Origin of the sequence: Pedobacter antarcticus (assembly GCF_900112985.1) — a bacterium.
Classification (GTDB): Bacteria; Bacteroidota; Bacteroidia; order Sphingobacteriales; family Sphingobacteriaceae; genus Pedobacter; species Pedobacter antarcticus.
Map to the genome: position 1 here is coordinate 31,174 of NZ_FONS01000006.1, position 24,476 is coordinate 55,649.

20 protein-coding genes, 4 tRNA genes and 1 pseudogene are annotated in these 24,476 nt (G+C 41.0%); 11 read left to right on the forward strand and 14 right to left on the reverse strand.

The window, feature by feature from the left end; translation table 11 throughout:
- Positions 1 to 402 precede the first annotated feature (402 nt).
- Positions 403 to 1,851: an asparagine--tRNA ligase gene (gene asnS, locus BM192_RS13205; RefSeq protein ID WP_037444073.1), complete on the forward strand. Its 1,449-nt coding sequence runs from the start codon at positions 403 to 405 to the stop codon at positions 1,849 to 1,851.
- A gap of 68 nt (positions 1,852 to 1,919) precedes the next feature.
- On the opposite strand, the gene BM192_RS13210 is transcribed toward asnS, so the two are convergent.
- Entirely contained in the window at positions 1,920 to 3,581 is a 1,662-nt protein-coding gene (locus BM192_RS13210) for an FMN-binding glutamate synthase family protein (protein WP_037444077.1), read from the reverse strand.
- 79 nt (positions 3,582 to 3,660) lie between these two features.
- Here BM192_RS13210 and BM192_RS13215 point away from each other — a divergent pair, with 79 nt between their 5' ends.
- The gene (locus BM192_RS13215; RefSeq protein WP_037444080.1) at positions 3,661 to 4,281 is read left to right on the forward strand and encodes an L-threonylcarbamoyladenylate synthase; all 621 of its coding nucleotides are present in this window, start codon (positions 3,661 to 3,663) and stop codon (positions 4,279 to 4,281) included.
- A gap of 95 nt (positions 4,282 to 4,376) precedes the next feature.
- Here BM192_RS13215 and trpA read toward each other — a convergent pair whose 3' ends face one another.
- The 6 genes and pseudogenes from trpA to recR all read right to left on the reverse strand — a co-directional run bounded on the left by trpA (position 4,377) and on the right by recR (position 9,708).
- Positions 4,377 to 5,165: a tryptophan synthase subunit alpha gene (gene trpA, locus BM192_RS13220; RefSeq protein WP_037444081.1), complete on the reverse strand. Its 789-nt coding sequence runs from the start codon at positions 5,163 to 5,165 to the stop codon at positions 4,377 to 4,379.
- 21 nt (positions 5,166 to 5,186) lie between these two features.
- Positions 5,187 to 6,368 carry a tryptophan synthase subunit beta gene (gene trpB, locus BM192_RS21040; protein ID WP_037444100.1) on the reverse strand — a complete coding sequence of 394 codons (1,182 nt, stop codon included), beginning with the start codon at positions 6,366 to 6,368 and terminating at the stop codon, positions 5,187 to 5,189.
- A 54-nt stretch (positions 6,369 to 6,422) separates the two neighbouring features.
- Positions 6,423 to 7,016 (reverse strand): annotated as a pseudogene (locus BM192_RS21045) (phosphoribosylanthranilate isomerase); the annotation flags it as partial.
- Positions 7,013 to 7,999, reverse strand: coding sequence for an anthranilate phosphoribosyltransferase (gene trpD, locus BM192_RS13230; protein WP_037444083.1), 987 nt, complete (start codon positions 7,997 to 7,999; stop codon positions 7,013 to 7,015). The gene trpD and the pseudogene BM192_RS21045, both read right to left, overlap by 4 nt.
- Positions 8,000 to 8,270: 271 nt before the next feature.
- Positions 8,271 to 9,086: an SDR family oxidoreductase gene (locus BM192_RS13235; RefSeq protein WP_074964014.1), complete on the reverse strand. Its 816-nt coding sequence runs from the start codon at positions 9,084 to 9,086 to the stop codon at positions 8,271 to 8,273.
- Position 9,087: 1 nt separating this feature from the next.
- Complete coding sequence (gene recR / locus BM192_RS13240) at positions 9,088 to 9,708, reverse strand: recombination mediator RecR (RefSeq protein WP_037444087.1); 621 nt, start codon at positions 9,706 to 9,708, stop codon at positions 9,088 to 9,090.
- An 82-nt stretch (positions 9,709 to 9,790) separates the two neighbouring features.
- Here recR and BM192_RS13245 point away from each other — a divergent pair, with 82 nt between their 5' ends.
- Together BM192_RS13245 and BM192_RS13250 are read left to right on the forward strand one after the other, a co-directional pair.
- Positions 9,791 to 11,269, forward strand: coding sequence for a sodium:solute symporter (locus tag BM192_RS13245; RefSeq protein WP_037444090.1), 1,479 nt, complete (start codon positions 9,791 to 9,793; stop codon positions 11,267 to 11,269).
- Positions 11,270 to 11,286: 17 nt separating this feature from the next.
- Entirely contained in the window at positions 11,287 to 11,994 is a 708-nt protein-coding gene (locus BM192_RS13250; RefSeq protein ID WP_037444092.1) for an LOG family protein, read from the forward strand.
- Between the two features lie 25 nt (positions 11,995 to 12,019).
- Here BM192_RS13250 and BM192_RS13255 read toward each other — a convergent pair whose 3' ends face one another.
- Together BM192_RS13255 and BM192_RS13260 are read right to left on the reverse strand one after the other, a co-directional pair.
- Entirely contained in the window at positions 12,020 to 12,610 is a 591-nt protein-coding gene (locus BM192_RS13255) for a DUF502 domain-containing protein (RefSeq protein WP_037444094.1), read from the reverse strand.
- 9 nt (positions 12,611 to 12,619) lie between these two features.
- The gene (locus BM192_RS13260; RefSeq protein ID WP_074964015.1) at positions 12,620 to 15,079 is read right to left on the reverse strand and encodes a bifunctional UDP-N-acetylmuramoyl-tripeptide:D-alanyl-D-alanine ligase/alanine racemase; all 2,460 of its coding nucleotides are present in this window, start codon (positions 15,077 to 15,079) and stop codon (positions 12,620 to 12,622) included.
- Positions 15,080 to 15,145: 66 nt separating this feature from the next.
- On the opposite strand from BM192_RS13260, the gene BM192_RS13265 reads away from it, so the two are divergent.
- From BM192_RS13265 to BM192_RS13280, 4 genes are all read left to right on the forward strand, one after another.
- On the forward strand, positions 15,146 to 15,640 hold the full coding sequence (locus BM192_RS13265; protein ID WP_037444096.1) for a regulatory protein RecX: 495 nt from the start codon (positions 15,146 to 15,148) through the stop codon (positions 15,638 to 15,640).
- A 130-nt stretch (positions 15,641 to 15,770) separates the two neighbouring features.
- Positions 15,771 to 15,846: transfer RNA gene (locus BM192_RS13270), tRNA-Gly, on the forward strand.
- A gap of 45 nt (positions 15,847 to 15,891) precedes the next feature.
- Positions 15,892 to 15,976 (forward strand) — tRNA-Leu (locus tag BM192_RS13275).
- Positions 15,977 to 16,410: 434 nt separating this feature from the next.
- On the forward strand, positions 16,411 to 17,565 hold the full coding sequence (locus BM192_RS13280) for an MFS transporter (protein WP_074590154.1): 1,155 nt from the start codon (positions 16,411 to 16,413) through the stop codon (positions 17,563 to 17,565).
- On the opposite strand, the gene BM192_RS13285 is transcribed toward BM192_RS13280, so the two are convergent.
- A complete protein-coding gene (locus tag BM192_RS13285) occupies positions 17,509 to 18,327 on the reverse strand; it encodes a methyltransferase domain-containing protein (RefSeq protein WP_037438567.1) in 819 nt (272 codons plus the stop codon). The two genes, BM192_RS13280 and BM192_RS13285, sit on opposite strands and share 57 nt — an antisense overlap.
- Before the next feature lie 321 nt (positions 18,328 to 18,648).
- Between BM192_RS13285 and BM192_RS13295 the strand changes: the two genes are divergently transcribed.
- A complete protein-coding gene (locus BM192_RS13295) occupies positions 18,649 to 19,521 on the forward strand; it encodes a carboxypeptidase-like regulatory domain-containing protein (RefSeq protein ID WP_139218444.1) in 873 nt (290 codons plus the stop codon).
- A gap of 3 nt (positions 19,522 to 19,524) precedes the next feature.
- On the opposite strand, the gene BM192_RS13300 is transcribed toward BM192_RS13295, so the two are convergent.
- On the reverse strand, positions 19,525 to 20,442 hold the full coding sequence (locus tag BM192_RS13300; protein WP_037438561.1) for a bestrophin family protein: 918 nt from the start codon (positions 20,440 to 20,442) through the stop codon (positions 19,525 to 19,527).
- 248 nt (positions 20,443 to 20,690) lie between these two features.
- Here BM192_RS13300 and BM192_RS13305 point away from each other — a divergent pair.
- Positions 20,691 to 20,763: transfer RNA gene (locus tag BM192_RS13305), tRNA-Gly, on the forward strand.
- A 48-nt stretch (positions 20,764 to 20,811) separates the two neighbouring features.
- Positions 20,812 to 20,896: transfer RNA gene (locus tag BM192_RS13310), tRNA-Leu, on the forward strand.
- A gap of 86 nt (positions 20,897 to 20,982) precedes the next feature.
- Here BM192_RS13310 and BM192_RS13315 read toward each other — a convergent pair.
- The 3 genes from BM192_RS13315 to BM192_RS13325 form a co-directional block, all read right to left on the reverse strand.
- On the reverse strand, positions 20,983 to 22,089 hold the full coding sequence (locus BM192_RS13315; RefSeq protein ID WP_037439287.1) for an acyltransferase family protein: 1,107 nt from the start codon (positions 22,087 to 22,089) through the stop codon (positions 20,983 to 20,985).
- 111 nt (positions 22,090 to 22,200) lie between these two features.
- Positions 22,201 to 23,415 (reverse strand): MFS transporter, encoded by a 1,215-nt coding sequence (locus tag BM192_RS13320; protein ID WP_037439289.1) that lies wholly within the window; start codon positions 23,413 to 23,415, stop codon positions 22,201 to 22,203.
- Between the two features lie 101 nt (positions 23,416 to 23,516).
- Positions 23,517 to 24,425: an AraC family transcriptional regulator gene (locus BM192_RS13325; RefSeq protein WP_074964016.1), complete on the reverse strand. Its 909-nt coding sequence runs from the start codon at positions 24,423 to 24,425 to the stop codon at positions 23,517 to 23,519.
- Between the last annotated feature and the right edge of the window lie 51 nt (positions 24,426 to 24,476).

The window sequence follows — 24,476 nt, forward strand, 5'->3', positions numbered from 1 at the left end:
AATATAAATTAAACGAGCAACACAAATATAGATATTATGTGATAAAAAACAAGTTTTATATTTATTTTTTCATAAAAAATGAATAAACCCGCACAAATAAGAATAAAACACATCATAAAATGATTAAAAAAGTAATAAAATCAAATTTAACACCAAATAAACAACAATAAAACAATACTAAAATGACTTAAAAACATAAAACACTGATTTAAACCAGTAAAAAACAATTAAAAATTCAATAAAAAAGAATTAAATTATAGAATAACCCGAAAAAATCATTAAAAACAAATAAAATAAACGAAATTCAACTTAAATCCAAAAAAAAGGTCTCTTTCAAATAATTCATGTTATTTAACAGCCTCTAAATCAAAATCATTATTTTTACGCGTTCCATATAAAATCATGATTAAAAGAGAAAAAATAAAAAGCCTGTTAAACACTACTGATTTTAACAGAGAAGTAAGCGTTATGGGTTGGGTAAAAACCTTCCGCAACAACCAGTTTATAGCCCTCAATGACGGTTCCTGCATGGGAAATCTTCAGATCGTTGTTGACTTTAATAATACAGCAGAAGAATTACTAAAAAGAATCACGACAGGAGCTGCAATTGCTATTAAAGGCCAGTTGGTGGAATCTCTTGGAAAAGGTCAGCGTGTGGAAGTTAAAGCTACCTCAGTTGAAATTCTCGGAGACAGTGATCCTGAAAAATTTCCATTGCAACCTAAAAAACACAGTTTAGAATTTTTACGTGAAATTGCACATCTGCGTTTCCGTACAAATACTTTTAATGCAGTATTTAAAATTCGTCATGCATTGGCGTTTGCTGTTCACCAGTTTTATAATGAGCGCGGATTCGTCTATATGCATACGCCAGTTATCACTGCCTCTGATGCAGAAGGTGCTGGTGAAATGTTTCGCGTTACCACTTTAGATTTTGATCAGACTCCAAGGACTGAAGACGGAAAAGTTGATTTTTCTGAAGACTTTTTTGGACGAGCAACCAATCTGACTGTTTCCGGCCAGCTGGAAGGCGAACTTGCTGCAATGGCTTTTGGAGAGATCTATACATTTGGTCCTACTTTCAGAGCTGAAAACTCAAATACCACACGCCACCTTGCAGAATTCTGGATGATTGAACCAGAAGTTGCTTTCGCTGATCTGGAAGACAATATGCAACTGGCAGAGGATATGATGAAGTATCTTATCTCTTACGCAAGAGAACATTGTAGAGAAGAACTGGAATTCCTGAATAACCGTCTACTGGAAGAAGAAAAAAATAAGCCTCAACAGGAACGTTCCGAACTTTCCTTACTGGAGAAGCTTGATTTCTGTGTCAATAACGACTTCCAAAGATTAACTTATACAGAAGCAATTGCTATTCTGAAATCATCAAAGCCAAATCAGAAAAAACAGTTTAAATATATAATTAATGAATGGGGTGCAGATCTGCAATCGGAACACGAGCGTTATCTGGTTGAGAAACACTTTAAAAAGCCAGTTATCCTCACAGATTACCCTGCAGACATTAAGTCATTCTACATGCGTCAGAATGAACCGGATTCCGAAGGTAGAAGAACTGTTGCTGCTATGGACGTACTTTTCCCTGGTATCGGTGAAATGATTGGCGGATCACAGAGAGAGGAACGTATGGATAGACTGACACAAAGAATGGATGAATTAAACATCCCTCAGGAAGAGTTATGGTGGTATCTAGACACTCGTCGTTTCGGTACAGCACCACATTCAGGCTTTGGGCTTGGATTTGAGCGGCTGATATTATTCGTGACGGGTATGACCAACATCAGAGACGTTATCGCCTTTCCACGTTTCCCTAAGAATGCAGAATTTTAAGAACACAATAAAATAAAAGAGGGTCCTGCTAATACAGCAGGACCCTCTTTTATTGACTTATTAAGCGCTTAACCAGCAAACGGTTGCGGCGCATTGCCCGGTGCATTCGCATGTGCATAATCCATAGAGGTTGCTCTATAGTCTGTCGGTGCAAAGCTAGAAGCCTTACTCAGGGCCATTCCCAATTCAAATCTCAAAGGATAAGGTGTGCTTAACAGGCTACCCTCAGGGATATAAGGGAATGTTTCCATGTAGGACTGGGTTACATTCGGTGCAATTCTTCTGTTTATATAAGCACGTGTCAATTGCTCAGTCTGTCTTAAGCCGGCTGCACCCAACAATTCCACAGCACTGGCCACCGTCAATCTGTGATAATTAAATACACGCACTTTCTTGTCATCCACGACTAATCCTTTCATCAAGCTCTGATCTTGTGTAGCGACACCAGTCGGACAGGTATTGCTGTTACACTCCAGCGCCTGTATGCAGCCGAGCGCGAACATCATTCCCCTTGCAGAATTACAAATATCTGCACCAAGCGCTATATTTTTTACCAGGTCGAAACCAGAAGACACTTTTCCGGATGCAATAATTTTAATATGTTTCTTCAAGTCAAATCCTGTCAATACATCGTATACGAAAGCAACACCTTCTCTTAAAGGCATACCTACTGCATTCGAGAATTCCTGAGGAGATGCTCCCGTACCACCTTCACCACCATCTACGGTAATGAAATCTACGTAGGTACCTGTTTCCACCATGGCTTTACAAATTGCGAAAAACTCACTTTTACGTCCGATACATAATTTAATACCTACCGGTTTACCATCCGATAATTCACGTAATTTCTGAACAAAAGTCACCAGCTCGACCGGTGTGCTGAAAGCAGAGTGAGCAGGTGGAGATATAATATCAAAACCCTGTTTTACTAATCTGATTCTCGCAATTTCAGGCGTTACTTTTCCCGCTGGAAGTATTCCCCCGTGACCTGGTTTGGCACCCTGAGATAATTTGATTTCAATCATTTTAACCTGAGATCCTTTTGCCCGCTCGGAGAAAGCATCAAAATTAAAGGTACCATCATGATTTCTGCAACCAAAGTATCCGGTACCGATCTGCCAGATCAAATCTCCTTTTGGAGCCGCATGGTAATCACTAATTCCACCTTCTCCGGTATTATGTGCAAAGTTCCCCATGAAAGCACCGCCGTTTAAAGCAAGAATAGCATTCTGACTTAATGAGCCAAAACTCATAGCAGAAATATTAAAGATACTAGACGAATAGGGCTGTTTACATTCCGGGCCCCCAACGGTAATTCTCGGATCTTCATTTAATTCATGATGGCTGATCGCAGAAATACTATGGCTCAACCATTCATACCCATTTTCATAAACGTCCAACTGTGTACCAAATGGAATAGTATCATTCTCTTTTTTTGCACGCTGATAGATCAAAGATCTGTTTAATCTACTGAATGGCTTACCATTAGTATCACTTTCAACAAAATATTGATAAACTTTAGGACGAAGGTCTTCCGCAAAATATCTTAAACGGCCGACCACCGGGTAGTTTCGGACAATACTATGTTTAGGTTGGTACAAATCATAGATACCTAACAAAATGACCGGACCAATAAAAATAAACGCCCAGTAAAAGGGCGGCCATGCAAGGCTAATCATCAAAGTTGCCGATACTAAAAACGCGGCAATCGCAATAAATGCTTTTCTCATTACTTGTCAGTTTTACAAATTAGGAGCAATGTTACGACATTTATCTATTTACTCAGTTAAATTTTCAGTAAATTTACACATGCTAATCAAAATCTACCCCGAAAATCCGAACGATAAAGCCATCGAACAGGTGGTTGAAGTCTTGAAAAAGGGCGGCATTATTATCTACCCTACTGACACTATTTATGGATTGGGCTGTGACATTACAAACCAGCGCGCGATCGAAAAGATCTGTAAGATCAGGGGGATAAAACCAGAAAAAGCTAACTTTTCATTTATCTGTTCTGACCTGAGTCATATATCAGATTATATCAAACCTATTGATACCGCTGCTTTCCGCGTATTGAAAAAAGCACTTCCCGGCCCCTTTACATTTATCTTTAACGCTAGTAATAACGTACCCAAACTGCTTAGTTCGAACAAGAAGACGGTTGGTATACGTGTACCAGATAACACGATTGCCAGAGAAATTGTAAGGGCACTTGGTAATCCGATTTTATCTACTTCCATTAAAGATGATGATGAGGTAATAGAATATTCAACAGACCCCGAATTAATCCATGAAAAATATGAGGATCTCGTAGACCTTGTTATAGATGGAGGATATGGAGATAATGAAGCTTCGACTGTCGTTGATTGTACTCAAGGTGATTTTGAAATCATAAGGGAAGGAAAAGGAAATCTGGACCTCTATTTATAGCCGGCGATCTTTACTTGTTTATGACAAGCTCATTTATAAAAAAAGCAGCTTTCCCACAAGATGAGAAAGCTGCTTTTAATTTATTACACGCAGTTCTAAGACTGACTCAGCACGGTGCCGGTAAACTCTTCCATAAAAGAACTTACACCTTCGGCCGGATTCGGCGACTGCAGTGACTTTACAAATGCAGTTCCGATAATGCCGCCGTTTGCATACTGGCAGGCCTTATCAAAAGTTTCTTTGCTGCTAATCCCAAAACCGATCATAGTTGGGTTCTTTAATTCCATTGCTTTAATCCTTGAAAAATATGCACTTGTTGTATCAGATACCTGTAAATTCTGCCCAGTCGTTGCCGAAGAAGATAAAAGGTAGATAAACCCCTTACTCAGACCGTCAATCTTCCTGATCCGTTCTTCCGAAGTTTGCGGAGTAACCAGAAAAACGTTACAGATATCATACTTTAGAAACACATCCTGATATAATTCTTCGTACTCATACATCGGAAGATCTGGGACAATACAACCATCTACCCCTGCTTCAGCGCAAGCTTTACAAAAATTCTCTACACCGTATTGTAATACAGGATTAACATATCCCATTAGTAAAACCGGAACGGTAACCTTATTTCTCAGTTCCTTTAATTGTTTAAATAATAAATCCAGGGTCATTCCACTATCCAGCGCAAGTTTGCTGCTAGCTTGAATTACCGGACCATCTGCAACAGGATCAGAATAAGGAAAACCGATTTCAAGCATATCAGCACCGGATTTCTCCAACGCTTCAGCAATGCTAACGGTGTCACCTAGACCAGGATATCCGGCGGTATAATAAATGGATAAGACATTGTTTTTTTTCTTTTCGAATAACTGATTAATTCTGTTCATATATATATAACCTGCCGGTAATTAAAATCCAAAATGTTTCATATAGGTTTCCATGTCTTTGTCTCCCCTGCCGGAAAGGCAAACAACAACATTCTCCTTGCCTGTAAACTCCATTTTTTCGAGATAGGCGAGTGCATGTGCGCTTTCTATAGCAGGAATAATTCCTTCCAGCTGCGTGAGTAGCAGACCTGCGTCCAGAGACTCTTCATCGCTCACTGATACATATTCAGCACGGGTAGTTTTAAACAAATGTGCATGCTGGGGACCTATCCCGGGGTAGTCGAGCCCAGCGGAAATGGAATAAGGTTCAATTACCTGACCGTCGTCTGTCTGCATTAAAATACTCCTGCTTCCATGAAGTACTCCTTCCTTACCCAAAGCAGTTGTCGCAGCAGAATGCCCACTGTGAACACCTTTACCCGCAGCTTCTACAGCGATAAGCTTCACATCTTTATCATTTACAAAATGATAGAACATACCCATTGCATTACTGCCACCACCAACACAGGCTAGGACGTAATCAGGTTGATCATTTCCTGTCTGTTCCAGTAATTGTTTTTTAGTCTCTTCTGATATAACCGACTGAAAAAGTGCGACCATATCCGGATAAGGATGCGGCCCAACTACAGAACCAATAATATAATGTGTATCAATAGGATTATTAATCCAGTCACGCATGGCTTCATTGGTTGCATCTTTCAACGTTTTACTGCCGGAAACAGCAGACACAACTTTCGCACCCAGCATTTTCATTCTGGCCACATTAGGTGCCTGACGCTGAATATCGATTTCTCCCATATACACCACACATTCCAAACCACGCAGCGCACAAACAGTAGCTGTTGCAACGCCATGCTGTCCGGCACCGGTTTCGGCAATAATCCTTTTTTTGCCCAGCTTTTCCGCTAACAGGATCTGACCAATGGTATTGTTAATTTTATGCGCACCGGTATGATTGAGATCTTCCCTTTTCAGAAAGATGTTCGCATTATACTTTTCAGACAAACGTTTTGCCAGATATAAAGGAGAAGGTCTGCCTACGTAATCTTTAAGCAACGCCCTGAATTCCTGCTGAAATTCTGGCGCATTGATAATTTCAAGGTAATGCTGACGAAGTTCTTCTACATTCGGATATAACATTTCAGGAATATATGCTCCTCCAAAATCACCGTAATAGCCTTTTTCATTAACAAAATAATTCATATCGTTATAATTTTTAGCAGCCGGGGCCGCATTCCATAAAGTAAAAAATGTACTAAGTAGTTCTATGTCTTTTAACCCGGGTGATATTTCGAACCTACTGTTAACATCTATAAAATGTAGACGCTTATCATCGATTGATGCCAGTTCATTCACATCATCCGGGCCAATTCCACCACTTAGGAAATAAGGCTGATTTAACCGGTATTGTTTTAATAAAGACCAGTCAAAACGTTTACCTGATCCGCCATGGTTTACCGTCAGCGTATCAAAAAGAAAATAACTGGTTACCTTTTCATAAGCAATAAGACTTTCAAAATCAAATGAATAATTAACCCCAAAAGCCTTAATCACCTCAGTATATGGCTGTAAGGCAGCGCAATACTCCGGACTTTCAGCACCATGTAACTGTACTGCCTTAAGTTCATATAAAGCTATCAGCCTCTTTACTTCTTCCAATGTTTCATTGACAAAAACACCTGTAGTTTTAATCGTTGCAGGAATTGAACTGAGCAATTCAGGATCAACAGAACCAATGTACCTGGCAGAACCAGGATAAAAAATAAACCCTATATAAGCAGGGTGAAGAGCTGTAACAGCCTGAATGTTCATCAAATCCCGCATTCCGCAAACTTTTAACCCTGCTTTCATCCGACAAGTTGTTTAAAAGATTTCAATGCACTTCCACCAACCAACGAACTTTCGGCTTCATAATAACAATCGGCAAAACTGCTTTCCGGTTTTATTGTACGGATAGCCAGAGCAGCATTACAAAGTACCACGTTCTGCTGCGGATCTGTACCATGGCCTTCCAGCACCTGCATAAAAATCTTTGCAGAATTCTGCACACTATCTCCACCCTCAATTTCGAAAGGGTCGACCTGCTCAAAACCAAGGTCAGCTACGGTTAACAAAGCCTCACCCTGTTTGTTAAACACCTTAACATCGCAGGATAGGGAAACCTCATCAAAACCATCCACAGCATGAAGAATGGTATAATTAATTTGAGTTTGCTGATAGAGATAAGCATACAGGCGTGCAAGTTCAAGACTAAAAACACCAACCATCTGGTGTTTCGGCTGCGCAGGATTAACCATAGGCCCGAGCATATTAAAAAACGTTTTAACGCCTAAATCCCTTCTGATGGGCGCCACAATTTTCATTGCCGGATTAAATAATGGTGCGTGAATAAAACAGATGCCCGCACGATCCAGACTACGTTTCAGCTCATCCTGATCTGCAGTAAACTGGTAACCCAGAAACTCCATCACATTTGACGAACCGCAGCCAGATGACACTCCATAATTTCCATGTTTGGCAACAGGATATCCAGCTCCTGCCACAACGAAGGAGGCGAGTGTTGAAATATTAAATGTATCTTTTCCATCTCCGCCTGTTCCGCATAGGTCTATCAGTTCATATTCCGAAAGATCTACACGTACACAGAGTTCCAGCATGGCATCACGGAATCCCTGAAGTTCAGCGACTGTAATGTTTCGCATATTTAATGCAGTCATAAAGGCTGCGATCTGGGCAGAGTTGAACTCTCCCTGAGTAATAGAAGTTAATATTCTTCTCGCTTCTTCCCGACTAAATGATTTGTTCTCAAATAGATGGTTAAGTATTTTTTTCATAATTGATCAAAAAAAAAGGGCTGCTTAAAAAGCAACCCTTTACATATTTTTATATAAATATAAACGCACAAAAATGGGTCACACTACGCTTGTTGCGTTGTGCCACCACCATTGCTTAAGTCCGTTTGTTAATTTCATGATTTATTTGTCTCCGGAGAATTTGATATCTGTCTGGCTATCACCAGGCGGAAGCAAATATGTATTTGTTTTTGGAGAAATGCAAGATTAATTTAAAATAATTGAATCAAAGTGCCGAAGGAATATTAATAAGCTATTTAATCAATGCTTTTTTTTCTTTGGTAAAGTGATTAAAAACCAGTTTATCTGCCAAACCAGGAAGCAACTTATTCAGCCATACCGTTAAATTTCCCTGAGCTGTCATCACTAAAGTTCTTTTTCTATCGCCGATACCATCAATTATTCGGATAGCTACCTCCTGAGCAGACATCATTTTCCCTTCATCCATACTCGTCTCCCCGTGAGAAGAGCCGTCTGCAGCTAAAGCAGTGGAACGGATATTAGAAGCTGTAAACCCAGGGCAAGCCACCATCACATGCACTCCACTGTGCAATAATTCTGTTCTCAATGATTCCATAAAGCCATTCATGGCAAATTTAGATGCAGAGTAACCGGTCCTTCCCGGCAAACCCCTGTATCCTGCGATACTGGAAACCCCGACTATACTCCCTCCCGTTTTCAGGATCTCCGGCAGTGCATATTTTGTACAATAAACGGTGCCCCAGAAATTCACATCCATCAGGTTTTTAAGTACAGAAAGATCGAGGTCATTAAATAAAGCACGCATTGATAACCCTGCATTATTAATCAATACGTCTACCTTTCCCAGAGCAGTGACCGCCTTGGCAACCAGTTTCTCACAATCTTCTTCCCGGCTAACGTCGGTTTGAACGGGCAAAGCCCGAATTCCGTAATCCTTCTCCAAAGCGGTACAAAATTCACTTAAAGCAGCGAAATTTCTTGCGCCTAAAACCAGATTCGCTCCTCTTGAGGCCAGTTCCAAAGCACAGGCATAGCCAATACCCGAGGAAGCGCCGGTAATAATTACACTTTTATTTTTAAAGCTCATTTTATGATTTTACTATTGAACTCACGTAAGGTATTCTGGTTACAATAGACCTGCCCAGCGTAATCTCATCTGCATACTCCAATTCTCCACCAAAAGCAATACCCCTGGCGATGGTGGTAACAGGAATTTGAAAATCCTTCAATTTTTTATACAAATAGAATAAGGTAGTGTCCCCCTCCATTGTAGCGCTCAGGGCCATCACAACTTCCTTAACCGGAGTTGTCGCGACACGCTGTACTAATGAATCTATAAAAAGATCGGAAGGCCCGACACCATCCATAGGGGAAATTAAGCCCCCAAGAACATGATAAACACCGAAAAACTGAGATGTATTCTCGATAGCCATAACGTCCCTTGTATCTTCTACCACACAAATCGTTTCTTTATCTCTTCTTGGCGATGAGCAGATACTGCAAACCGGCAGATCAGATATATTATGACAGATAGAACAATGCCGGATGTCACGTCTGAGTTTAATTAACGTATTCCCGAAGGTGTCCACCTCCTCTTGTTCCTTACCCAGCAGATGCAAAACAAGACGAAGAGCAGTTTTTTGGCCTACTCCAGGTAACTTTGCAAATTCACTAACAGCATCTTCAAGAAGCTTAGATGAAAAGTTCATTCTGCAAATTTATATTTATCTTCTGGATTTGATTTTTAAAATTTGATTTTCTTACATTTAGCTCCTAAAACGACACTATAATATGACTCCAGCCATCCTTTTGACGTTTCTTTTAGGATACTTTGCCCTACTGATTGGTGTGGCTTATTTCACTTCCAGAAATTCTTCCGACAATGCGTCCTTCTTTATAGCTAACCGTAACTCCAAATGGTATCTCGTTGCTTTTGGAATGATTGGAACAGCATTATCTGGTGTCACTTTCATTTCTGTTCCCGGAGCCGTAGGTAACAACAGCTTTGGCTATTTTCAGTTTATACTGGGTAATGCTGTAGGTTTTGTAATCGTTGCAACCGTATTATTACCACTCTATTACAGGATGAACCTCATCTCCATATATACGTATCTGGAGAAAAGGCTTGGCCATTATAGCTATAAAACTGGCGCAGTTATTTTCCTGATTTCCAGAACTATCGGATCTGCTTTCCGTTTGTATCTGGTTGCTATCGTGTTACAGCGTTTCATATTCGATGCCTGGAACGTCCCGTTCTGGCTCACCATAGTACTCTGCCTTTTACTTATCTGGCTTTATACCCATAAAGGAGGATTAAAAACGATCATTATCACCGATACCTTGCAGACAGTGTTCCTGCTCCTTTCCGTGGTCCTTTCGATTATATTTATTTCAAAATCACTTCACCTGGATGTTGCAGGAACTTTTGAAGCCGTTAAAACCAGCAGTTATTCAACGATATTCTTCTGGGAAGATTTTATGGGAAGCAAATCTCATTTTATTAAACAGTTCGTTGGAGGGATCTTTGTGACCATTGCAATGACCGGCCTCGATCAGGATCTTATGCAGAAAAACCTGAGTATGAAAACCATTGGTGAAGCACAAAAAAACATGTTCACTTTTACGCTCGTATTTGTCATTATGAACATCTTTTTTTTGAGTGTAGGTGCACTCCTTTATCTTTACGCCGCTAAAAATGGCATATCAGTTGCTGCATTACAAACGCCGGATCATTTATATCCGGAAATTGCTTTAAATCACCTTAATATTGTTCCGGGAATTATTTTTATGATGGGCTTAACCGCTGCAACATTTGCTACTACCGATTCTGCTTTAACTGCACTTACTACATCTTTTTGCGTTGACTTTCTGCATTTTGACAAAAAAACAGACCAGCAAGACCCTAAGCTTGTCACGCAAAGGCACCTGGTTCATATTGGTTTTTCAGTGCTGATGGTAATCGTCATCCTGATTTTTAAAGTTATTAATAATGATTCGGTGGTTAACTCCATATTTACAGCAGCCGGATATACTTACGGTCCATTGCTGGGGCTTTTCAGCTTTGGCCTGCTAACCAAAAGAGCAGTTCATGATAAATTAGTTCCTTACCTTTGTCTGGCCTCGCCAGTGCTTTGTTATATTATTAACAGCAATAGCATGCACTGGTTCGGATATACCATGAGTTTTGAACTGATTGTTCTAAATGGGCTCATTACCTTTATTCTGCTGTGGCTGACCGGAAAACCATCCGTAAGCCAGACAAAATTTTAACATTAATACCCTATATAATGACAAGTGAAGAGAAAATCAGAAGCGCATTTGAAAATAAAAACTGGCAGGAGATTAAAGTAACAGACTCCTGGTCGATCTTTAAAATAATGGCCGAATTTGTAGACGGCTTTGAGAAATTAGCAAAAATTGGTCCTTGTGTATCCATTTTTGGTTCTGCAAGAACTGCCGAGACCAATAAATACTATGAGATTGCTGTCGAATGTGGCAGACTGTTAACCGACAGAGGTTACGGCGTAATTACAGGTGGAGGTCCCGGGATTATGGAGGCAGGGAATAAAGGCGCACACATGAACGGCGGTAAATCCGTAGGATTAAATATCGATCTGCCGTTTGAGCAGTTTCACAATAAATATATCGACCACAATAAATTATTGGAATTCGACTATTTTTTCGTGCGCAAAGTAATGTTCATGAAATATTCACAAGGTTTTATCGTGTTACCTGGCGGTATGGGAACTATGGATGAACTTTTCGAAGCAATCACTTTGATTCAAACCGGTAAAATTGCAAGGTTTCCTATCGTACTGGTTGGAAAAGATTACTGGGGCGGACTAGTGGATTGGATTACCAACACGATGTTGGGAAAAGAACACAATATACATGCAGAAGATCTGAACCTGTTCAGAGTAGTTGATACCGCAGAGGAAGCTGCTGAGCACATCTTCAGATTCTACGACAAGTATGTCCTGAAACCAAACTTCTAATAAGAATATAGAATTAGTGCAGGGGTTAGATATGACTAACCCCTCCTGATACTACTAGTTTCATTGCTTCGGCAGCATTCATATTTAATTCCTTAACACTGTCCCTTTGCACAACACAAACCTGTCCGGCAAAAGAGTAAGAGAAAGGGAAGTAGACGACACACTCACCAGGTAATCCTATCGAAGCCAGATCATTCTGGGTCAAAAAGCCAATCCGTTTTACACCAGGAACAACTTCAACTGTCACCGGATGATTAAATTTCTTTTCATCTCCTACAAATGCTTCCGTCAGATCTTTAATTGAAGAGTAGATAAAATTGAGTCCGGGCAACCTGTTCATCCAACGATTAAACCAATTATACATTGGCTCAGTTACGAAGTTGGTAACAAAAATACCAGCCAGCAGGATTAGCGCTAATACCAATGCAAGTCCGAAACCAGGAATATTTCTGCTTTCACCTGTACGCGGGTCCACACCAAGGATATTGTTTAGATTTAACCAGCTATCAACTGTGGTTACACACCATACAACAATATAGATACTGAGTGTAATAGGCAATACAATCAGCAAACCTTTAATCAGGTAATTTAATAAAGCCCTTCCAATCCTGTTCATAGCGCAATATTACTCATAAAAATAGATGCGTTTAACTCTTTGAGAAATATTTGTTAAAATCTCGTAAGGAATGGTTCCGATTTGTGCTGCCAGATCAACAATCGTTAATTCTTCATTAAAAACAATCACCTCATCATCCGTATGCACATCTATACCGGTTACATCCAGCATACACATATCCATTGCAATAGCACCTATAGTTCTGGCAGGTTTACCATTAACCAGCATCATACCGATACCATTTCCGAAAGATCTGCGGTAACCATCGGCGTAACCGATCTTAACGGTAGCAATCTGGCCCCCCTGCGGGAGGATACCTCTTCTGCCATAACCCACAGTTTCACCGGGAGCTATCCGTTTTACCTGGGTAACTGTAGTTTTAAGCTTAGCGACAACCTGCAGATCTGAAGTGTCAGGTTTGCCGGAATCGAATCCATACAGTCCAATGCCCAACCGAACCATCTCAAACTGTGCATCGGGATACCTGGTAATCGCCGAAGTATTACAAATATGTCTGATAAAGTCATATCCAAGCTCATTCCGAAGGACAAACGCAAAAGCTTTAAAACGTCCGATCTGTCCGAGGGTAAACTCTTCATGAAGCTCGTCTTCGCTTCCCGCAAGATGAGAAAAAGCTGAAATGACCTTAAGCTTACCTGTATCTTTTAATACTTTCAGTAAAACAGGCAGATCTGGCTCTTCGAAGCCCAGACGGCGCATCCCGGTATCAACTTTCAAATGCACAGGATAATCTTTCTGCTCCTGCGGAAGAAAGGCAATAAAAGCATTCAATATTTCAAAACTATATAATTCTGGTTCAAGCTTATATTTCAGCATGGCCTCAAAAGCAGAAGGCTCCGGGCTCATGACCATTATTGGTAACGTTATTCCAGATTTACGAAGTGCAATCCCTTCATCTGCATAGGCAACCGTCAGATAATCAACCTGATGATATTGCAACAGGTTAGCAATTTCAAAACTGCCGCTACCGTAAGAAAAGGCTTTCACCATTGCCATTAGTTTAACCCCCGGCGACAATTGTGTCTGATAATAACGCAGGTTATGAGCAATTGCATTCAGGTCAATTTCCATAATTGTATCATGGACTTTCTGCGTTAACAGCTTACTGATCTGCTCAAAACCAAATTTGCGAGCCCCTTTCACCAGTATAGTTTCCTGGCTAAAATGAAGCTGGGGAAAAGCAGAGATAAAATCTGCTGTAGAATCGAAGAACACTGTTTCCAGATCAAATAACTCTTCAACTGACTTAATATGCGGACCGATGCCAACTAATCTGCTGATTTCTTTTTGGCTAAGCATAGCGGCTATTTCAGCGTAAAGTTCAGTGTCTGTCCTCCCTGTTTCATGAAGATCAGACAGGATCACTGTTTTTTTATTATGCTGCTTTTGCAGTTTGAGAAAGTCCAGCGCAATGGCAAGCGAGGAAGTATCAGCACTGTAGGAATCATCTATAATAGAACATTGGTTTATTCCGTTTTTCAAAGAAAGACGCATATTAACCGGCACGAGCTCACTCAATTTAGATTTTACAACGGCAGGTTCATAACCCAGGGCGAGAAGTACCGACCAGCAAATCACACCATTTTCCAATGATGCCCTGTCTTTAAATGGAAGATAAACACTGAGGGATGTGCCCTGATACAGCGCATCAAGAGTAGTACCCGCTTGTTCCTGACGCATGCCCGTAATCTGCAGATCAGCAGGCTGGCTAAAACTCCAGCTGAACTTGGTGCTGCCGGGCAGACTTTTTGCTGGCAGCCCGGAGGTATAATCAGGACTGTAAATAAACAGATCGGTATGATCAAACAAACGTAATTTCTCACTTAGTTTTTCTGGCTTTCCAGAGAATCCTTCTGCATGCGCCTCTCCCAGATTAGTAAGGATACCAATCGTGGGTTGCAAAACTCCCGCAAGCTTAGCCATCTCCCCTGTTCTGGAAATCCCTGCTTCGAAAATACCTAGCGTATGTCCGGAGTTCATTTGCCATACCGATAAAGGAACCCCAATCTGGGAATTAAAACTTTTTGGACTTCTGACAATTTTGTAATCAGCATTGAGCAGCTGCGCAAGCCACTCTTTTACAATGGTCTTCCCATTACTACCTGTAATACCAATAACGGGTATTTTAAAAACACTGCGGTGTGCAGCAGCAATCTGCTGAAGAGCGGTAATAACATCTGAAACGACCAGAAAGCTTGCTTCCGGAAATTTGTTTTGCCATTCAGAATCACTGATAACAAATTTCCTGACGCCCGCTGCATACGCATCTGCAATAAATTCATGCCCATCTCTTTGTGCTTTGACAGCAAAAAACAATGCATGCTCCGGGTCCATAACCTTCCTGCTGTCAATTAACAATTGATTGATGCGGGATTGAGTTTTCGGCACAAAATTCACAGGATTTAAAATCCCGGCTAACTGCTGCATGGTATAGCTGGTTTCAGTCATGATTGTTGGTCAGATAAAGACTGGTAAAGTTAATAAAAAGATAATGCAGATATTTGCAGCTAAGAAATGGAATATAACGAGAACAGACCGCCAAAACCGACACTTGACAAGAGAAGTGCAATGCTAAAAGCAGAAAGTTATTGTGCTTATCAGGAACGTTCGCAACAAGAGGTCAGGAATAAGTTGTATGAATGGGGGCTTCATCAGCAAGATACAGAATCCATTATCACAGAATTAATCCTCACCAATTTTCTAAACGAGGAAAGATTTGCCGCTTCCTATGTCTCCGGAAAATTTAACATTAAAAGATGGGGAAAAATAAAAATCAAGCAGGGACTGAAGCTTAAAAAGGTTCCGGAAAAAATGATAATCAAAGCACTTGCGAAGATAGATTACGACGATTACCTGGCAGCTATACTTACGGCGGCAGAAAAAAAAGCAGCTTCTATAACGGAAAAAGACGCTTACAAAAGGAAAAACAAATTGATTACCTATCTAATGGGAAGAGGCTTTGAATTTAATGTGATTTCAGAAGTACTGAAAGACAACCAGTTAATATAAAACTTTAGATTTTATTAAGAAAAACTTGTCATTGATATAAAAGTCACTATATTTGCAATCCCAAACGGAAATAAGGTGTACAACACATTATAACCTCAGGGATCACATGGGATCATGTGAATTATACCATGCGAAAGTAGCTCAGTTGGTAGAGCACGACCTTGCCAAGGTCGGGGTCGCGAGTTCGAATCTCGTCTTTCGCTCCAAATGATTTCTCTACCGGAAATCATTTATTAAAAGGTTTAACACCTGCTCAGATGGTGGAACTGGTAGACACGCAGGACTTAAAATCCTGTGACCTTAAAAGTCGTGCGGGTTCGATTCCCGCTCTGAGTACAGAAATCTTTTCCATATAGGAAAGATTATTTAAAAACTAAAAAAGCCTTTAGATGATATCTAAAGGCTTTTTTAGTTTTTAAATGTTGCATTTTTTGCAATAGCTGTTCTGATCGCTAAAAAATTACTAAAAATAGGTTTTAACAGCAAATTCAAACTGATTCTTGAAAATTTCCTTAAAAGAGTAATCCGAAGAAACGGTACAAAGGCTCTTTACAAATTTGTAAAGAGCCTTTTTTTTTATATTCCTCACCAAAAACTAATCCTGTTTCCGGAGCATTATCATTGAACCCCCTTTCACAGAGTCTCCTATCCATTACTTACAAATTTGTCTGTATCATACAAATCAATGCAGGCTGTAATAGGCAGGTAATTGACCCTATTTTCGCCAACTCAAATGAATGCTTCGCTGCATTTTAAATAGTTGATCATAAATGAAAAAGTTCGCATACGTTGGATGCCTGGGTATGATAGGCGTTATCACTACAGAATTTGGTGTAATTGGTATTTTGCCACAAATCGCCGCACACTACCAGATTACAATCGATAAAGCCGGTTTGTTACTCAGTGCATTTGCTCTGGTTATCGCATTAACCGGCCCGTTTATGACACTGCTAACCTCCGGAATAGACCGCAAAAAGATTATGATGGCTGCCATCGCTATCTTTATGCTTACAGGTATCGTTTCGGCAATGTCGCCGCCATTCTGGCTATTAATTCTGGTTCGTATACTACCCGCCTTTCTTCAGCCCGTATATATCGCGACCGCTATAGCAGTTGCTGTAGCTCAGGCCGATAAAAAGCAAGAGAATGAAATGATGGGAATCGTCCTTGGAGGAATCGCGATCTCTATGGTCACAACTATTCCTATTGCCACCTATATAGCCAGCCACTGGGGCTGGGAAAGCTCATTCATAGTACAGGCGGTAATCAGCCTGATTGCACTGGCCGGAATCCTGAAAATTCTGCCAGCCATTCCCGTTAGGGAGAAGAAATCATACGGCAGTCAGCTAAAGATCTTAACGCAGTTCAGATTTCAGTTGAGCACAGCTATGAACTTTCTGATGATAGCAGCCTGGTTTTCCACTTATAGTTATTTTGCAGATTACTTAAATAAGGTTAAAAGTATGGATGGCACAATGGTGAGCTATATGCTTTTCCTCTTTGGTATAACGGGTATCGCCTCCAACTGGATTGCCGGTAAAATGCTGAATAAAAACATCCCCCTTACCGTAGCAATCTTTCTTTCGGGCACTATTATCATTCCGGTTCTGCTCTATTTTTCAGGAGAAAATGAGGTTGCTATTATAGCAGTAATTGCTTGCTGGGGATTCTTTTACGCTCCTTGCTTTCTAAATGCATCGGCCTATATGATTTCCGCGGCGCCAAACTCTTTGGAATTTGCAAACAGTCTGGCTACCTCTTTCGGAAACTTGGGCGTATCCCTGGGAACAATTCTTGGCGGATGGATTATTGCCACAAAAGGCATAGCATATGTTCCATGGATCGGTGCAATATTTGGTTTACTGGCATTACTGATGATCGGAATCAGGAGCCTGATGGAAAGAAAAACCTCTGACCTCATTTAATTTCATAGTCATCCTTTCAGCTGTATCTTCCACCCATTGGTCATAGTCTTCAATAGCTTTCAGCCGCTGTTCTTCGGTAAGATACCCCTCTTCGACAATCTGTTTTAAATTGGCCACTTTTGACCAGATCCCTATACGTGCTGAGAACCCAGGATCCTTTTTCTCATAAACTTCATCCGAGTTAAAGACCTGGATATCCTGAAAACCGGCTTCTCTGAAGTAACCAGCCAGATCGTCTGCGATATGGTTATTCATTCCCGCATCAGCACGCCACTTGAGAAAGGCCGAATAGAAATGCTGCATACTTTCCGGCGGTGAAGGCTGCCACTCCAGCTGTTCATGATTATAATCCAGGATGGAAACAATTCCTCCTGGTTTTAACATGCTTTTCATCTTCTTCAGTGCTTCCAATGGGTTACTCAACCACTGCAATGTTCTGGCCGAAACAATAAGGTCATATTTTTCATCCACCTGATAATTGAATAAATCACTGTGAATCAGTGTCAAATTAACAGTATCCTTATAAGTTTCTTTTCCGCTGCTTATAAATTTCTCTGTATTATCAAGCGCAGTTACAGTGCCGGAAGGGCCTACCAATGCCGCTATTCCACTGGAAATAGCACCGGTTCCGCAACCCACATCCAGTACTTTTAGCCCCTCTCTCAACAGCGGTATTAAAGTAGCATAGTCACGTTCCAAACTTCTGTCGTCAAACACTTTATTAGCTGTCTGGTGGTCCCGGTTAATAATTTTATTTTCCATATAATGCTGTTATAGCTGATGATTACAATTTCTTTTCCCCGCATACCCGGTCAGCTGATAAATATACTTTCTTCAAAACTTAAAAGTGCCTCTTTCGATACCCTTCCGTGGTTCCGCAGGAATGCACGCACGAGAACTACCAGTGCAGATGAATCATTGACCAGGTTCACCTTCCAGAATTATCGTTCTTATATGTGAGAACCGCAGGCCTTTTGTAATACTGATGGCCGCAACAGCATCTGTGGCAGCAAGTAATATGACCCGGTGTTAAAGTATGTTAACGTAGAATTATCTGAAAAACTGAATATATATCTTGCCGTTATGAATCATTTTAAAATAACAAAAAACAGCTTTCATATCCGTTTAAAAGGATATGCACTCCTTATTCTTCTAACCTGCAGTTTGACTGCGGGTGCACAGGAAATCACTGCAAAAGGTATCCTGACCGACGAAAATGCAATCCCTCTTCCCTGGGTAAATATTGGCATTAAAAAGAAAAACATCGGCAGTATGAGTAAAGCCAATGGAAAGTTCGAACTGCAAATCCCTTCGACGAGTTTTCAAGATACGCTCCTATTCAGCTATGTCGGATATCATGATCAGGCTATTCCCATTTCTGCTTTCCAAACCGGGAACGAAAATAAGATCATCCTGAAAAAATCTACACATCAACTACAGGAGGTCGTCATCACCAACCGCAAAAAGAAGATCCGCAAATTAGGCACGACCGGTTACACACCAATGGTTTGGGTTTCTATTAGCTTTAAAAATAAAAATGATTTTGCAGAACAGGCACAATTGATCAAGATCAGCGAACCGACCAGATTACTGGAAGTCAGAGCAAAGGTCGCCGGGAATAAAAAGAAAACAGATTCAGTAAATTACAGATTAAATATTTACGCAGTAAAAGACGGTCTGCCTGGCCCACGCATTCTGGAGAAAAATCTGATTAAATCTTTCTCTATGGCAGAACGGGAAATCAGCTTTGACCTAACGCGGGAATCAATTTTCACAGATAAAGACTGTATAGTATCTTTTGAATATATTCCTAAAGGAAACACGGAACATATAGATATTTTAAGTTTCCGGGCCAGCATAACTGGTAAAGGCGGGTATTCCAGGAAAGCAAGTATAGGAGACTGGACACCAATGAGCGCAGGAAGCGGGTCCATTTATGCAATTGTAGAGCAATAAATATTAGTCAATGATGCCTGTTGTTTTTCTCTGCTGCAAGGGAAGTGGTAATTCGGCCATTTCCAATAATGTAGTTTCAATCATCAGACACATCGCATTTAGGGCCAGATCATTATCTTCCAATCCAAAAGGGTCTTCTATTTCATCTGCTATCGCCTCTAAAGCTACAAAAGTGTAGGCTATAAATACGACAATCAACGGTGTGAACCAACCCAGGCTATCTACAAAACCAAAAGGTAAAAGCAAGCAGTAGATATAAACCGTACGATGCAAAAGCACGCGGTAAGTATAAGGTATTGGTGTAGATGCTATTCGCTCACATCCACCCACTATCGTTGACAAATTACTCAGGTTGGTATCAAAAGCAGCTTGCAATATTGTATCAATTTTTCCGGCTGATCTGGCCTGCTGTACCCATTCTGCCATAACCTTCATTAACATGATCGGTTTATAAATTGCAGAGTTTATCTTTTCAGCGAGTACCGGATCGAGACGCTTTTGCAGATCAGGTCCTGCATCTGTAAACCGGAGCTGATGTTTCAAAGCATAGGTGAAGCTAGTCAGATAATGTATAAACACATGAATTTCCCTGCTATCTTTTTCATATCCAGTTAAGGTAATTGCCTGCCTGGCCATTGACCTAGTATCATTTAATAAAGCACCCCATATCTTTCTCGCTTCCCAGAAACGATCATAGCTTGCATTATTCCTAAAGCCAAGGAATAATGCAAGTGCAATACCAAAAATGGTAAATGGCGCGGGATTTAAAGGGATTTTATAGTCAAAAAAAGTCCCTTTAAAATAAACGATAGCTACCGATAACACGAGCAGCAAAAGTAAACGTGGTAATATTTTTGGAAGGACTGAACCTTTCCAGATAAAAAGCATCCGGAACCAGTTGTCATTTTTTCTAATAATCATAAACCTGCCATGTCCTGATAATTACAAGACATGTGCAATTTAACTAAAAACTATATGGTTGGAGACCTTTACCGGAAAAAGACCACCAATTATCCCCCATCCCCTCGCAAAATCACAGAGAATGATGTTTAAACCTCTTTAAACAAACCTTTATAAAAAATTTACTAGCTGAAATTCAGCCGCTTTAATACATTCTTTAAATTAGAGTATGGAAAAATCAAAACAATATCTATCTTCGCAGAACATAAGCGAAAGTAGCTCAGTTGGTAGAGCACGACCTTGCCAAGGTCGGGGTCGCGAGTTCGAATCTCGTCTTTCGCTCTAAATGATTTCTCTACCGGAAATCATTTATTAAAAGGTTTAACACCTGCTCAGATGGTGGAACTGGTAGACACGCAGGACTTAAAATCCTGTGACCTTAAAAGTCGTGCGGGTTCGATTCCCGCTCTGAGTACTTCTGGAAAACCCCTTTCTGATATCAGAAAGGGGTTTCTTTTTTTACCCTGATTCCATTAAATCCTTCAGGTCGTTATTCTGATATTATGCCAGCTTTTTCCGCAACCATTTACGAACCGGCTCATCATACCATTTCAATGCGGCGTAAGCCAAAACGATCCCGCCTGTTAAAATAAGTAACGCATAAGGCCAAGCCTGTGCAATCGTCACACCTTTATTGTTGCCGATCCAGGCAACGTAAAAATAAACCAGCGGATAATGCACCAAATAAAGCGGATAGGATATATCACCTAAAAATTTGCAGATCCTGTGCTCTCTTTGAGTTTTCATCAATCCACTGGCACCTAGGTAAACGATAAGTGGAAAAACGATGATAATGCAAATAGATTCATAGACTCCATTCATCCAAACATGCTCTGCTCCACCAATGCGTGGCATATAAAGTACGATAGCAACTAAAATGCTGCACCATAAAAAGGCATTTTTAATTCGGGTTGGTTTCGCTATACGAGAGAGCAACAGACCGGCAAAGAAAGGGTACATAGTACGGGTAAACCCAATTCGCACCTGCTCCACATTTAGTGTCCAGCCACCACTGACGTCACCATTGGTGATTGCCAGGTGAGCGAGTGCAATAGCGGCGATGCCTACTAAAATACTTAATGCCATTGTCGAAAATTTCCTGATCCAAACAGCATAAAGAATGTTGGCAATGTATTCGAAGAACAGTGACCACCCTACGCTGTTAAGGGGGTGCATCTCTTCCCAGCCACGTATATCCAGTGATAATGGCACAGGCAGGATAGTATATCCAATAAGCATTACCAACATCATTTTCCAAAGAGGTATCGTATGAATTAACGGCCATAGCGTAGAATCAGTAAAATAGAATCCGATAGCACCCAGGGTCATTCCCAGAATCACCATTGGCTGAAGACGTTCAATCCGGCGTTTAAAAAAATTGCCGACTGTCATTTTATGCCACCTGTCGTCATAGGCATAGCCGATTACAAAGCCCGACAATAAAAAGAAAAAGTCTACAGCCAAATAACCATGATTAACAAGAATATCTAAATGACCGGTAGCTAATGGTTCTGCAAGATGAAAGGTTACGACGATAATCGCTGCGACACCACGGAGACCATCTAATATAGGATAATGTGGCTTGGATGCCAGCTCATTGTTGTTCATTAATAAAATTGATATACAGGCTCTGAATTAAAACTAACGCAAATTATAAAAAAAATGCGTTAGTCAAATTACTGTCGAGCTTACTGTTATCTCAAAGATGCACTACAGAACTTATCTTTGAACCACCCCCGGGTGCTGCACCCTGACCCATAAAGCTATCAGCAATCCTGCAAGAACCATCGAGATACCAGCCGCCACGAATACACCCACGATCCCCGTAAAGCTGAACAAAAGACCGCCAGCTGCAGCACCAGCGGCAATCGCACCCTGCACTGATGCCACAACCATACCGCCTGCACTTTCCGCCTGATCAGGAACGGCGCGCGCGACCCAGGCCGACCATGCAACTGGTACACCGCCGAAAGCCATTCCCCAGATTGCTATCAATAAAGCATGGCTGGCAAAAGAGGAAGGAATAAGGACCAAGATCAATGCAACGACACCGACCAGCACGGGCATAAAAATTAATGTCCCACGAAGGCTGTGCTCAAGGAGTCGTCCCGCCAGCAATGTCCCGGCAAAGTTCGCCACGCCAAATCCAAGCAAAATCAATGCAAGTCCTTCAGCCCCTATTCCCACTGTGCTTTCCAGGAATGGACGGATATAAGTGAAAAGTGCGTAATGGCCCATATGTGCCAGCACGCAACCCAGCATCCCCACTGCGATTCCGGGTCGTAAAAGCACTTGAAGTACAGTTATTGTCTTTACCGTCCGTTGCGGCATTAAACTAGGCAATGTTAACCACTGGAAAGCCAGTGTCACCACACCAATCCCTGCCGATGCGTAGAAGGCACTGCGCCAGCCGAACATACCACCCAGATAGCTCCCCAGAGGAACTGATACTACGGTACCCACAGCTATACCGCTAAAAATTATCGATAAGGCACGCGGCACCAGCGCCACAGGTACCAGACGCATAGCTACAGCCGCCGTCATGGCCCAGAATCCTCCCAGTGCGACACCTAATAAGGTTCGCATAACCAAAAGCACCACTATACTGGAGGAAAAGGCTACCAGTAAGTTGGAGACAATCATTAAAGCTGAAAAACCCAGTAATACCACCCGGCGGTCAATTGAGCGCGTTAAACCGGGCAATAGTAACCCGGAGAACAAAGCGGCAATTGCCGTGACTGTTACGGCCTGCCCCGCTACTGCTTCTGATACCTTCAGTTCGGCTGCCATCGGCGTCAACAAGCTGGCCGGAAGATATTCCGCTGTCAATAATCCGAAGACACCCATTGTAAGCGAAAACACTGCTGTCCACGCTGGCGAAGTTGGTGCTGCAACACAAGCTGGACTACTGTCACATAAATTTACATTTTCCATAAAACAAACTAATTTTTATGGAACAAAGCTCACTTTTAAGCCTTGAATAAAATTATGCCAATCAAACCAATAATTATTAAATACAGATCCAAAATAAAGTATCAGACACTAGCCGATCCAAATTCTTTCCTGAGTTGCAGAGGGGTCTTACCGGTTTGCTTTTTGAAGAAGATAATAAAGTTTGATGGATGTTCAAACCCTAAACTATATGCTACTTCAGAGATATCCCAGTTACTGAACTGCAACAATGCTTTTGCTTCATTTACTATTCTTCCCGCAATCCATTCAGTAGTGGTTTTACCTGTGCTTTCTTTTAAAGCCCTGTTTAAAGTATTCGTATGTATATTGAGCTGCAAGGCAAATTCATTGGCTGTTTTCAGCTTTAAAGTTTGACTTGGGGCATCAATCGGAAACTGCAGTTCTAATAGCTCAAGAAATAAAGTACTAATACGCTCTGACGCATTGAATGGCTGATAAAAAGTATTAGGAGGTTGGATTTTCATCGCCTCGTGCATAACAATTTGAACATAGCTTCTCAATAATTCATATTTATGAGCGTAACCAGATCGAATTTCGAGAAACATATTTTCAAAAACCCCTTTCAACAGTTCAACACTTTCTTTCGCAGGAAAAAACAAATGGTCTCCCCCGGCTTTGAACAAGGAAAATTGTGACAGACTTTCACTTTTGAGATTTTGACTAATGAAATCCTCGGTAAAAAGGCAAAAATATCCAGCCTGGTCTTTCGAGGTCGGTTCCCATGAATAAGGAATTAACGGATTGAAAAAAGTAATAGATGGTTTATCAATCTTAATGGCTTTGTCAGCATAGCTTAAAATACCTGTTCCCGCTGTGATCATTGAAATTTTATAGAAATCCCGGCGGTTGGGTGGCAATGATGTACTATCACAAGAAAACTCTCCTCTATTATACACATTGAACTGTCCGGTTCTGGGATATTCCCGCCCATGCCGGGTATGAAACTCTGCTATACTTTCTTTCTTGTTCATTCCACAAAATTATGAAATTAAAACAACAACCATTATGACCAGAAGCCATTC